10 protein-coding genes are annotated in these 12,297 nt (G+C 67.8%); 5 read left to right on the top strand and 5 right to left on the bottom strand.

Annotation, left to right across the window (positions count from 1 at the left end; genetic code table 11):
* Nucleotides 1-20 precede the first annotated feature (20 nt).
* On the bottom strand, nt 21-455 hold the full coding sequence (gene soxR / locus ACVOMM_RS00720) for a redox-sensitive transcriptional activator SoxR (RefSeq protein WP_053519250.1): 435 nt from the start codon (nt 453-455) through the stop codon (nt 21-23).
* 81 nt (nt 456-536) lie between these two features.
* On the opposite strand from soxR, the gene ACVOMM_RS00725 reads away from it, so the two are divergent.
* On the top strand, nt 537-1,904 hold the full coding sequence (locus ACVOMM_RS00725; RefSeq protein ID WP_481525746.1) for an MFS transporter: 1,368 nt from the start codon (nt 537-539) through the stop codon (nt 1,902-1,904).
* 45 nt (nt 1,905-1,949) lie between these two features.
* On the opposite strand, the gene ACVOMM_RS00730 is transcribed toward ACVOMM_RS00725, so the two are convergent.
* Nucleotides 1,950-3,974 carry an esterase/lipase family protein gene (locus tag ACVOMM_RS00730; protein ID WP_053519245.1) on the bottom strand — a complete coding sequence of 675 codons (2,025 nt, stop codon included), beginning with the start codon at nt 3,972-3,974 and terminating at the stop codon, nt 1,950-1,952.
* A complete protein-coding gene (locus tag ACVOMM_RS00735) occupies nt 3,974-4,948 on the bottom strand; it encodes an Lnb N-terminal periplasmic domain-containing protein (protein WP_053519243.1) in 975 nt (324 codons plus the stop codon). Before ACVOMM_RS00735 ends, ACVOMM_RS00730 begins: the two co-directional genes overlap by 1 nt.
* Nucleotides 4,949-5,122: 174 nt before the next feature.
* On the opposite strand from ACVOMM_RS00735, the gene ACVOMM_RS00740 reads away from it, so the two are divergent.
* The 4 genes from ACVOMM_RS00740 (at nt 5,123) to ACVOMM_RS00755 (ending at nt 8,632) form a co-directional block, all read left to right on the top strand.
* Nucleotides 5,123-5,527 carry a GFA family protein gene (locus tag ACVOMM_RS00740; RefSeq protein ID WP_053519241.1) on the top strand — a complete coding sequence of 135 codons (405 nt, stop codon included), beginning with the start codon at nt 5,123-5,125 and terminating at the stop codon, nt 5,525-5,527.
* A 368-nt stretch (nt 5,528-5,895) separates the two neighbouring features.
* On the top strand, nt 5,896-6,570 hold the full coding sequence (locus ACVOMM_RS00745) for a class I SAM-dependent methyltransferase (RefSeq protein WP_128989773.1): 675 nt from the start codon (nt 5,896-5,898) through the stop codon (nt 6,568-6,570).
* Nucleotides 6,571-6,710: 140 nt separating this feature from the next.
* Complete coding sequence (locus ACVOMM_RS00750; protein WP_322522877.1) at nt 6,711-7,487, top strand: DeoR/GlpR family DNA-binding transcription regulator; 777 nt, start codon at nt 6,711-6,713, stop codon at nt 7,485-7,487.
* 11 nt (nt 7,488-7,498) lie between these two features.
* Entirely contained in the window at nt 7,499-8,632 is a 1,134-nt protein-coding gene (locus ACVOMM_RS00755) for an MFS transporter (RefSeq protein ID WP_322522878.1), read from the top strand.
* 9 nt (nt 8,633-8,641) lie between these two features.
* Here the strand turns inward: ACVOMM_RS00755 and ACVOMM_RS00760 are convergent, their stop codons facing one another.
* Together ACVOMM_RS00760 and ACVOMM_RS00765 are read right to left on the bottom strand one after the other, a co-directional pair.
* The gene (locus ACVOMM_RS00760; protein WP_481525747.1) at nt 8,642-10,147 is read right to left on the bottom strand and encodes a PepSY domain-containing protein; all 1,506 of its coding nucleotides are present in this window, start codon (nt 10,145-10,147) and stop codon (nt 8,642-8,644) included.
* Nucleotides 10,148-10,158: 11 nt separating this feature from the next.
* Nucleotides 10,159-12,294 carry a TonB-dependent receptor gene (locus ACVOMM_RS00765; protein ID WP_481525748.1) on the bottom strand — a complete coding sequence of 712 codons (2,136 nt, stop codon included), beginning with the start codon at nt 12,292-12,294 and terminating at the stop codon, nt 10,159-10,161.
* Nucleotides 12,295-12,297: the final 3 nt, after the last annotated feature.

Below are 12,297 nucleotides of genomic sequence, written 5' to 3' on the forward strand. Positions count from 1 at the left end.
CCCTCCGATGTGCCGGGGCCTCAGCCCCAGCGCATCGGACCGTCACCCCGTTCCCCGAGGACATCCTCGGGGTTGGCCAGCCGGCAGCGCTTCAGTGACAGGCAGCCGCAACCGATGCACCCGGTCAGCTCGTCACGCAGCAGCTGCAGCATGTGGATGCGCTCATCCAGCTCGGTCCGCCAGCGTGCAGACAGCGTGGCCCAGTCGGCCTTGGTCGGTGCCCTGCCCTGCGGCAGGCTTTCGAAAGCACGCGCCACCGCCTCCAGCGGCATGCCCACGCGCTGTGCAACGCGTATCACCGCCAGCCGGCGCAGCACGTCGCGGCTGAAGCGGCGCTGGTTGCCCGAGGTGCGCAGGCTGCTGATCAGGCCCTTGCGCTCATAGAAGTGCAGAGCGGATACGGCCACGCCGCTGCGCTGCGACACCTCACCCACACTCAGTTCCTGCGACACCATTGCTTGACCTCAACTATAGTTCAGGTGTCATGCTGCGGTCTTCGCCGCCGGATGACAAGCGCGGCCTCCCAGACTTTCCGCATGACCCCGACTCCATCTGCTGCCGACGCCGCCCCTCCTGCCGAAACCTCCATCCTCTCCGCGCGCTATCGTGCGACCACCCTCGGCATGGTCGCCCTGGTTTCGCTGCACGCCTTCGAAGCGCTGGCGGTGGCCGCAGCCATGCCCACCGTCGCCGCCGCGCTTGACGGGCTTCGCCTGTACGCGCTGGCCTTCGGCGGAACCCTCGCCACCAGCGTCATCGGCATGACACTCGCTGGCCTCTGGGCCGACCGGCACGGGCCCGCGCGGCCGCTGTGGTGGGGCTTGGCGTGCTTCGTACTGGGCCTGCTGCTGGCCGGCCTGGCCACGCACATGGGGATACTGGTGGCCGGGCGGCTGCTGCAGGGCCTGGGCGCGGGCGCGATCTCGGTCTCGCTGTATGTGATGGTCGGCCGTACCTACCCCGAATCGCTGCGGCCGAAGGTGTTCGCAGCATTCTCCGCTGGCTGGGTGGTGCCGTCGATGATCGGCCCGGCTGCGAGCGGGCTCATCGTGCAGCACCTGGGCTGGCGGTGGGTGTTCCTGGCCGTGCCGCTGCTGGCGCTACCCGCTGCATTGCTGCTGCGACCTGCACTGTCACGCCTGCAGCCCTCGCCTGCGGGCGACAGCGGCAATCGCAGCCGGGTGGTGCGCTGGGCCAGCGGCGCGTCGCTGGCAGCGCTGCTGCTGTATCTCGGCGGGCAGCAGCAAGGGATGGCGGCAGTGCTGTGCATCGCTGTGGCGATGCTTGCGCTGCTGTTCTGCGTGCAGCGGCTGCTGCCCGCCGGCACCTTGCGCGTGCATCGCGGCCTGCCCAGTGTGATCGCCCTGCGCGGCATCGCCGCTGCGGCATTCTTCGCCTGCGAGGCCTACCTGCCACTGCTGCTGCAGCGCGAGCGCGGGCTGTCACCCAGCGGGGCCGGCGCGGTGTTGAGCCTGGGGGCATTGGGCTGGTTCGCCGGGTCGTGGCTGCAGGGCCACCAGCGCAATGGCTGGTCACGCCAGCAGCTGCTGCGCGCGGGAACGCCGCTGATGGCGATCGGTATCGCGGCCACGCTGGTGGTGCTGTTCCGCACGGTACCGCTGCCGGTGGCTCTGATCGGCTGGACGCTCACCGGCTTCGGCATGGGCATGATCTACGCCAGTCTTTCGGTACTGACCCTGTCCCTTTCGGCACCGCACGAACAGGGAGCCAACACCTCGGCGCTGCAGTTGAGCGAGGCGCTGGCGGTCACCACCGCACTGGCCGCCTCCGGCGCGCTGTTTGCCCTGTTCGTGGACGACAGGCCACACACCGGCTACGTACTGTGCCTGGCGATCACCCTGGGCCTGGCTCTGCTGTCCACGCTGATTGCACGCCGGGTGTAACGCCACCGGTTGATTCGGCCGGGCGTGGCCCGGCGATCAGTGCAGTCATGGCGTGGCCGCCGCGTCCACGTCATCGATGTCCCGGTGCAGGATGCGGCGCACCTCCAGCACGGCCTGCGGCGATTCCTGCACGCTGTGTCCGGAGATGATGACCTTCTCCGACAGCGCCCCCGGCAGGTGCGCGCTCCAATACGGCACCAGCCCATCGTCGGATTCCTCCAGCGGCAGTTCCGGTTTGCGCTGGGCGATGATCGAGTGGTACTTCAGGCCCGCTTCGATCGGCAGCTGTGCGGCCGCCTTCACGAACGGATCGCTGGCCTTGAGGTTGTCGATGCTGTTGGGAATCTTCGGCTTGGCGGTGCCGTCAACCTGCTGCTCGGCCTGCGCCAGCGCCAGGAACACATCCTCGAATTTGCCCAGGATGGTCAGCGGCAGGCGCACCAGGCGGCCGATCAGGCGGCCAACCCTGTTGCCGGCGATGTCGGTGCCCTGATGCGGGGCGGCGATGAAGATCGCCCGTTCCACATTCGGCTGCGCCTTGAAGTGCAGCAGCGGTCCCAGCTTGTTCTGCACCCGCTTCAGTCGTTCACCCTTCAGGTCATAGTTGGCCAGCAGGTCGTTCCACAGCACATCGCCCGAGTCGCTCACCAGCAGGCGGGCCAACACGCCGCCCATGCTGTGACCGATGTAGACCATGTCCTTCGATGCACGCGTGCTGCCATCCGGGTCGAAATGCTTCAGCGTATCGTTGAATGCAGTGGCGATCTCATAGCGGTTCAGCGCGATCGGCGCGTTGGTCGGGTAATACACCTGCCACACCTGGAACTGCCGGCGCAGCTCGGGATCGCCCATGATCTCGTTGGCCAGGTTCACCCACGCTTCCGGGCTGCTGGCCAGGCCATGCAGCATGAAGATGATGCGGCGGTTCGGATCCCACGGCTGCATCAGGTAGATGTGCGGCTCACCGATACCCTCGCTCATGCCGAACAGCGTGCGCAGCGATTGCCGGGCGAAGCCACTCTGCGCCAGCCACAGGCCGTAGGCGGCAGTGAAGTTGCCGGCCAGCGGCACCTGCTCGCCGTGCAGGGTGATGCGCTCGGTCGCTTCGGGCGAATAGGCGTCCAGCTCGACCCGGCGGGTACGCATCACGTCCTCCAGCGTGCTGCCCTCGAAGCGCAGCAGCGCGGTGACGTTGATCGAGGACATCTCGCTGAACTCCGGCACCGCATCATCATGGCGATGGCGGCGGCCACGACGCGCATCGCTGTCGTCGTCCTGCACGCCGTCCGCCTTCGGGCCATCTGCGGAGACCGCCGGAGCAACCAGCTTCGGCGGGTCCATCACCATCACCAGCTCCGCACCGAAACCGTCGCGTCGATAGGTACTGCGCAGGCCGACGAAGCTGACCGTGCCAGCGGGTACCAGCTGCGCCGGAATGCTCTTCAGGTCCAGCTGCTGGTAGTTGGAGGCCAGCGACCAGCTGCCGACCGTGATCGGCTTCGTATAGTCCTCGCCGGCGAGCGCGGCGGCGCGCGCCCGCACGAACAGAACCACCGCGGCCTTCTCGGCTGCATAGTTGTAGTAGTCGCGCACCTGCGTCTGCCGGTCCTCGAACGCCCGATCGGACGGCGAACGGCCGCTGTAGAACAGGTAGGCGTAGGCATAGCGCGCCGCTTCCAGCCATGCGTCCAGTGCGGCATCGCTCATCGGTGGATCGCCCGCCGCCGTCTTCTTCGGGGTCAGCGCCAGCGCTGCCTTCACCCACAGCTCCGACAAGGCGGACAGCCGCTGTTCGACGTTGAGATCGTCGGTCATCAACAGCGTGCTGCGACAGACCACGAAGTCCTTCTCGCACTGCGACTCATCCAGCCCGGCTGCACTCAGCGTTTCCCGGGCCGCCGGGCTGAGCTTGCCGGTGTTGAGCACATCGGCACGCTTGTTGACCAGCGAGTCACTGGATTTCACCTGCTTGACGGTGACCATCGCGCAGCCGCTGCCGGCCAGCAGCATGAAGATCGCCAGCGACGCCGGCAGCACGCGCTGCCAGCGGGAAAGTATGGACATGAGCATCACTGCGGGTCCTGCTCGGTGCCGGGCACGCCCTGGCGGATCACGGTGGAAAAGTTGCCGCCGTCACCCAGGTCCAGCGCGCGCTGGGTGATCCGGCCCTTGGCATGCAGCACTGCGTACGGCACCCCCGGCGTCAATGCCCCGACCTCCTGCGCGTACTCGGCCAGATAGCCGGACAGCAGCAGGCGGTAGTCCAGCGGCAGCCGCGGCGCGATATGCCTGGCCAGATCGAAGACGATGGTGGTGCAGTTGCTGGTCAGCGTGTTGTAGAAGCCGGGCTTTGCATCCAGCTCGCGTGCCTGCGCGATGTAGGCGGCGAACAGTTCCTTCAACTGTGCGCGGTCCATGCCATGCAGGCGGTACAGATAGACATCCTCGCCACGCGCGTTGGTACGCGTGCGGATGATGTCGGTCTCTTCGGAGGCCACCAGGGTCATCTCGAACTTGCGGAAGAATCCCCCCAGTGCCGAGAACGATTCCCCGCGTTCCTTGCGGATCTCCAGCGAGAACACGACATGGCGGCCATCGTCGAAGCCGAACGAGATCAGCGTGTGGGCGATCGCCGGCCCCATCCAGTACGAAAGCACCAGGTCGGCCGAACGCAGCTGGTCCAGGTCGTACGTGCGGCGCACCCAGCGCGCGTCATAGTCGGTTTCGCTGCGCCAGGTGAAATCGCGCACGTTGTCCAGCACCACATGCCGCCCATCGAAGGAGACCACGTGCAGGCGTTGCGCTACGTCATCGGCCCAGACGCGATCCTGGCGCGGGGTCAGCAGCATCCACCACCCCAGCGCCAGGGCCAGCGCCACGCCGAAGGCCATGCCGAGCCGTCGCGTGCCATGGCCACGGGCAACCCGCCAGGACGCCCACAGGGCGGACAGCACCCACAGTACCGCCACGGCCGACGCCAGCCAGCCCGGCCCCGGCAGCTGATAGAGCAGCAGGCCAGCCACCCACAGTGCCAGCAGTGCCATCACACTTCCTGTCATCCAACGTCCTGCGGCTTTCACTGGCGTCCTGTCGTGGTCCCGGGGGCGCATAGTTAGCCACAAGCGGGTTCGCCCTGGCATCTACGGCCCGTTCAGGCTGCTGGGTGCACCGTCTGCAACGCGGTTTTCCACATACCGTTCCCTCTTCCAGGAGCATCGATGGGCATTACCTCCGTGGCCGGTGTTGCGGTCCAACCCCAGCACAGCGCCCGCTGTCATTGCGGTACGGTCGAACTGCTGCTGGACCTGCCGGACGGCATCGTCGACCCGCGCCGCTGCGACTGTTCGATGTGCCGCCGCCGCGGCGCCATCGCCGCCAGCGTCGCCCTCGCAGGGCTGCAGGTGGTACGAGGGCGGGACCATCTGCGGCTGTACCAGTTCAACACGCATGTGGCCGAGCACTACTTCTGCGATGTGTGCGGCATCTACACCCACCACCGTCGGCGTTCCAACCCCGACCAGTACGGCTACAACGTCGCCTGCCTGGAGGGCATCGATCCCTTCGCGCTGGGCGTGATTCCGGTCAGCGATGGCGTGAACCATCCGGCCGACCGCCCGGCCTAGTGCCGGGTACGGCGTGTCGGCGCGGTGACCTTCTGCCAGGGCGCCATGCCGCTGCGGCCGGCTCGCGCGGGGCGTTTGCGCCAGGGCCGGCGTGGCGCGGACTCTGCTTGAACGGGGCGCGGCGGAGGCGCGGGCCGGCGTGCAGTCCAGAGATGATCAAGCAGCCACATGGTCGGTCTCCGTGGGGGCGGGGACGATCAAGCGTGGACGCTGGCCTGCATAGCCGGCGTGAGGCATCGACGACACCACGATGACAGGCGGCGAAGCCCTGCGCGCGCACCACGCCGCAGCCGCATCGCGGACTGGGCGGCACCTCTTGACGCCTGCGCTACAGTGACAATTCCCCTCCTGCTGCAGGTCGCCTCCGGATGCCTTCGTTCTCCGATCCCCAGGCTGCGGCCCGCTATCACGAGGGACCGCTGCGGCAGGTACCTGGATTCCTCGGTCTGCAACAGATGGCCCACCTGCTGCTGGCCGAGCACGTGCCCGAGCACGGCCACGTGCTGGTGCTCGGCGCCGGTGGCGGCCTCGAGCTGAAGGCCTTCGCTGACGCCCACCCGTACTGGCGCATGCTCGGAGTCGATCCGGCCGGCCCGATGCTGGCGCTGGCCCGCGAAACGCTCGGCACACGGATGAACCACGTGGAGCTGCTGGAGGGCTACATCGAGGATGCCCCGGCCACGATCTTCGATGGCGCCAGCTGCCTGCTGACCCTGCACTTCCTCGATATCGACCAGCGCCGGCATACCCTGCGCGAACTGCGCAGGCGGCTGCGTCCGGGTGCGCCATTGGTGGTGGCCCACCACAGCGTCCCGCAGGAGCCGGAGGCGAAGCTGCGCTGGTTGAGGCGCTATGCGGCCTTCGGCGAGGCTTCCGGCATTGCCCGTGCGGATGCACAGCGCGCGATCACCGCCATCGCCGAGCGCCTGCCGCTGCTGTCACCGGAACAGGAGGTGGAGGTGCTGCAGGAGGCAGGCTTCAAGGACATCGAGCTGTTCTACGCCGGATTCACCTTCAAGGGCTGGGTCGCCTACGCGGCCTGATGAACCTGCAGAGCCGGCGCTCGCCCGGCCAAGCCCCGCACCTCGCACTTTTCCAGGGCCGCCCGGGAGAAGGGGCTCCCGTGCGTCGACCCGGAATGCACGTTATTGCATGTTCATGCACAAATATGCACACTTATCCCATGAACGCCGATTCCAGCCCCCTCCCCGCCGAACGTACCCGGCAGATCCTCGAGGAACTGCGCCAGCAGGGCCGCGTGATCGCCGCGGAACTGGCGCGTCGTTATGCGGTTTCCGAAGATTCGATCCGCCGCGACCTGCGTGAACTGGCCGCCCAAGGCCTGTGCCAGCGCGTGTACGGCGGCGCCGTGCTGCCGCCGCCGAAGGAGCGCCCGCTGCGCGAGCGCCTGACCCGCGATCGTGGCGACAAGGCCGAACTGGCCGCGCGCGTCTGTGCCCTGCTGCAACCTGGGCAGGTGGTGCTGCTCGATGCCGGTTCGACCAACCTGGCCATCGCCCAGCAGTTGCCGCCCGAACTGGCACTGACGGTGATTACCAACGCGCCGCAGATCGCCACCGCCGCCAGCGTGCATGAAGGCACTTCCGTGCAGCTGATCGGCGGCCGCCTGGCCAGCGGCGGCGGGGCGGTCGGTGCTGAAGCACTGGCCCAGGTGCAGCGCCTGCGCGCCGACGTGTACCTGCCCGGCCCGTGCGCGGTGGACGGCGACACTGGTGTGTGGGCGATGGATGCCGAAGAAGCCACCTTGAAGCGCGCCATGGTGGCCTGCAGCAGCCGCGTCATTGTCGCCGCCACCACCGAAAAACTCGGTGCCCGTGGCCACTGGCAGATCGCCGGCCTCGACGAGATCGACGACCTGGTGCTGACCACATCAGCCCCGCCCGCACTGGCAGCCCGCTTCCTCGCTGCCTGTATTGCGGTGCACCCCACCCCGCCCTGACCGAACCGCCCATGTCCGTTGCCTACCGCGCGCGTGCCGAACAGCACGCGACCCGCGCTGCATTCTTCATTCCCGGTTTCGCCACGGCACTGTGGGCGACGCTGGTACCGTTCGCCAAGGCACGCGCGGACCTCAACGACGCCACGCTCGGCCTGGTGCTGCTCTGCCTGGGTGCCGGTTCGCTGCTGGCGATGCCAGTGGCGGGCGTTCTGGCCGCGCGGCTGGGCTGCCGCCGGGTGATGGTGACCAGTACGCTGTTGATCTGCCTCACCGTGCCGGGCCTGACCCTGGCCGGTTCAGCGTGGCTGCTGGGCCTGGTGCTGTTCGTGTTCGGTGCCGCGGTAGGCGCGATGGACTGCACGATGAACGTGCAGGCCGTGGTGGTCGAGCGCGAAGCGCGGCGTGTGATGATGTCCGGCTTCCACGCCTTCTTCAGCATCGGCGGCTTCCTGGGCGCGGCGATGATGACCGTGCTGCTGTCCCTGCAGCTGCCACCGCTGGCGTCGGTGCTGATCGGCGTGGGCGTGGTGCTGCTGGCGATGCTGCTGTCGGCGTCGTACTGGCACCACGAGCGCATGCCGCAGGACACGCCGATGCTGGCCATGCCGCATGGCATCGTGCTGTTCATCGGCGTGCTGGCCTTCGTCGCGTTTCTCGGCGAAGGCGCGATGCTGGACTGGAGCGCGGTCTTTCTCAGTGACGTGCGCAGCGTCGATGCGCGCATGGCTGGCATCGGCTATGTGATCTTCACCCTGACCATGACCGTGGCCCGCCTGCTCGGCGATGCACTGGTGGCGCGGGTGGGACGCGAACGCGCCATCGTGTTCGGTGGCCTGCTCGCGGCCAGTGGCGTGCTGGTGCTGACGCTTGTCACGCCCTGGCAGGTCTCACTGGCCGGTTATGTGCTGGTCGGCCTCGGCTGCGCCAACATCGCGCCGGCGCTGTTCTCGCTGGCCGGCCACCAGACCCGCATGCCCGGCGCGCTGGCGATCACCGCCGTGTCCACGCTGGGCTTTGCCGGCATTCTCGCCGGCCCGGCACTCATCGGCTTCGCCGCCAATCATTTCGGCCTGATCGCTGCATTCATCGGTGTGGCCATCGCGCTGCTGCTGGTGGCGGTGTCCACGCGCTGGCTGCGGGTGTAGCGCGCGGCATCAACGGCGCCGACGCCGGACCTTCATCCGCAATCGTCGATAACCGATCACCGTAGCCGTCCCGCACAGCGCGGTGCCGGCGGTGCTCAACAGCAGCAGCACGCCCAGCCGGGCCGTCTCCTGCCGCAGCATTGCCGGCAGGTCCCAGCTGTGCAGGAAGTAGAACAGCCAGCGCCCGACGCGCTCACGATGCCCCAGGGTCAGCAGTGGATCGCCGCTGGCCAGATCGAAGTAGACGCGCGTCGCCTCGGCATCACCGAAGTCCGCCACCGCCACCGGGAAGCGGCGCACCGCCGCGCCGTTCATCGCCTCCGGCGCACGTGGATAGAAATAGGCATCCGCTGCATGCAGCAGCGCGAACCGATGCATCGGCGCGGCAGACATCGCCTGCGCCTTCTGCTGCAGCCATGCCACCGGCAGCAGCTGCATCATCCGGAGATGCCCTTCGTCTGCGGATACGATGCGCGTATCGCCCTGCCCGTCCAGCAGCAGCGCGAACAGCTCACCGCCGATGCGCCGCCACTGGATCTCCACCGGCATGAACAGCCCACCATGGGCCGCAGCCAGCAGCGCTGCCGGTTCGCCCAGTGGGCCATTCACTGCCACCGCACCGCCGCGATACTGCGACGTGTCGATCGCCGCGCGCGTACTGCTGAACACGCCCAGCGGATTCATCGACATCAGCCCGCTGAAGATCCAGGTGAACACGAACGCGGCAGCCATCAGACCGATCAGATGATGCCAGCGCATCCACGGCTCGACGTACGGCGTCTTCGCACCGGAACGATAGTGGCCAGCGAAGCGCCAGCGCCACACCCCCACCACGATGCCGCTCACCGCCGCCACCGTGCACAGTGCTGACAGCACGATCACCACCCACGTCCACACCGGGTCCACCGACTGCATGCGCAGGAAGTACAGCCAGTGCAGCCAAGCGCCCACATAGTTCCAGCGCTGCTGCACATGCGGTGCATCCAGCACCACCTCGCCGGTGCGCGAAGACACATACAGGTCACCCGGCCGCGCACCGCCCACCTCGACCCGGTACAGCGGCCGATGCGCATCCAGCGCACGCGAATGCGTCCAGCGGTCCTCATCCACGCGCATCGCACCCACGAATGCCGGGCCGCCGGCAAACTGCGCCGCCGAAGCTTCGGCGCGCTGTGCCGATACCGGCATCAGGACCTGCCCGGTACGCGCCGACCAGGCTCCCACGTGGCTGCCACTACGCACCACATAGGCGGGCTCGCCGCGCAGCGTGGTCAGCGCCACGCTTTCCGGCTCAGCCTGCACGGCCGCTGGCAACGCCGACAGTCCCAGCAGCCCATGCGCGTCTCCCAGCACCGGCAACGCCGCCAGCCGCTCGCCGGGCGTCAGCTTCGGGTAGCCGACGAACAGCAGCACCATGCCGCTGACAAACCACAGCAGCATCAGCAGGCATCCGCCGATGCCCAGCCAGCGGTGCACCAAGTAGGTCCAGCGCTTGGCGGTGGATCGCAGCGACATGGTGTGCGTCCTCAGAAGCGATGGTCGAGCGTGAACTCGACGCGGCGGTCCGCACCCAGCAGCCACTGCGTGCTGGTGTAATACGCCGTCGCGTAGTACGCCTTGTCGAACACGTTGAACAGGCGCGCGCTCACCCGCGTGCGCGGTGCCGCCTGCCAGGTCAGCGCCAGATCGGTGGTGCTGTAGCCCGGCAGCTCCAGGGTGTTGGCGTTGTCGGCGTAGCGCTTGCCGACGTAACGCGCACCGCCGGCCACGGTCCAGTCCGGCAGGAACTGCCAGCTCAGCCACACATTGGCCAACCGCTCGGCCACGTTCGGCGGCACGTTGCCATCGCGCGAGACCAGCACGGCCGGCGAACCGGTGGTTTCCAGGAAATCCTCGAACTCGGCCTTCAGTACCGTCGCGTTGGCATCGAGCGTCCACTGCGGCGCGAAATTCCAGTTCAAGGACGCCTCGATTCCGCGCGAGGTCTGCGCGCCCACCTGCACCCGACGATCCGGCAGCAGCGGATCACGGCTGAGCAGCCCGGTCTTGCGGATCCGGTACGCCGCCAGCGTCCACTCGCCACCGTCGAAGGCCTGCTTCAGGCCGACTTCGACCTGACGCCCCTTGGCCAGGTCGAAGGCACCGTTGGCCGGGCTGATCATCAACAGGCCGCTGACCGGGTCGGCCGCCTGCGAATACTGCGCGTACAGGCTCAGCGTCGGCTGCAGCGCGAATACCGTACCTGCTCGCCAGCCGGTGCTGCTGTAGGTCTTCGAGAATGCCTTCTGGCCGCTGATCAGATCGGTACGATCGATGCGCGCGCGGTCGTGGCGTAGCCCGCCCAGTACCGACCAGCGCTCGTTCAGGGCCAGCCGGTCTTCCACGAACAGAGCGTACTGCTCGGCACTGTTGCGGTAGCGCGGCAGGTTCGGCGCATCGCTGGCAAACTGCCCCGGCACCGGATGGAACGGATCGACCGGGCCGGAGCTGCCGGCATAGGTGTTGTTGGTGTGCTTGAAGTGCGCGCGGTTGGCATCCATCCCCAGCGCGAAACTGTTGGCAAGACCACCCACCTCACCCGGCACGCGCAGCGTCGAGGTCAGCCCGGTCTGGTCCTGGTTATGGGTGATCTGGGTATTGCCGGAACGATCGATCAGCCCGGTGCGTGGGTTGTAGACATAGGCCTCGGCGTTGCGCCAATCGCGCTGGCTGTCGATCTGGTAGACGCGGGTACGCCACTCCACCTTCGCGTTCGGCGTCCACAGCGCATCGAGCTGCGTCCAGCGGTCACGGAATCGGATGTCACTGTCTTCCACGTTGTAGTTGCGGTGGCGCAGTGCGTCCCACTGTCGGCCATCCAGCAGCGGCGTGCCGAAGTAGCGCATCGGCTGCTGGTAGCCCTGCCCATGGGTGAGCGTCAGCTGCAGGTCGGTACGCGGCTGCCACAGCAATGCCCCGGAGAAAGTCGCGTCACTGTTGCGACCACGGTCCACCCAGCCGCCGCTGTAGTTGCCGCTCACATCCAGCCGGTAGGCCAGCTCGGGCGTCAGCGCGCCACCGCTGCCGAAGCCCAGGCGCGCGATGTCCTCGCTGCCCACCGTCACACTGATCTCGTTCTCGACGGTCCCACGCGAAGGCTTCTTCGGCACGATGTTGATCACACCGCCGATCGCACCGTCGCCGTGGATCACCGAGGCCGGCCCGCGCAGCACTTCGATGCGCTCGATAGACCAGGTATCGAACGGGAACGTGATGCCGACGCCCCCGTACTGGCGCAGCCCGTCGTACAGGCGCATCACCGACGCCCCATCGGTGAAACCCCGGCTGGACAGTGCGCTGAGGCCATTGCCCGGATGCGGCATCGCGCTGATCGCACCCGCGCGGCTGATCGCATCGTTGAGGTTGGAGTCACCGCGCTGCTCCAGCTGGTCGCGGTCGATCACAGTGAGCGCCGCAGGTGTCTGCAGCACGTTCAGGCCCAGCGCGGAACCTGCGCCGGGGGTGGCCGACAGCGCACCGTGCCGGGTATCGACTACGCGTACGGTGTCCAGGGTGGTCGGGCCCGCCGCTTCGGCACGGGCAGGTGCAACAGGCAGGGCGCAGGCGCACAGCGCCGGCAGCGTCGCCCAACGCAGGGCAACGCGCTTCGGATGTCTTTTCATTTT

Source organism: Stenotrophomonas sp. STEN009 (assembly GCF_056760395.1).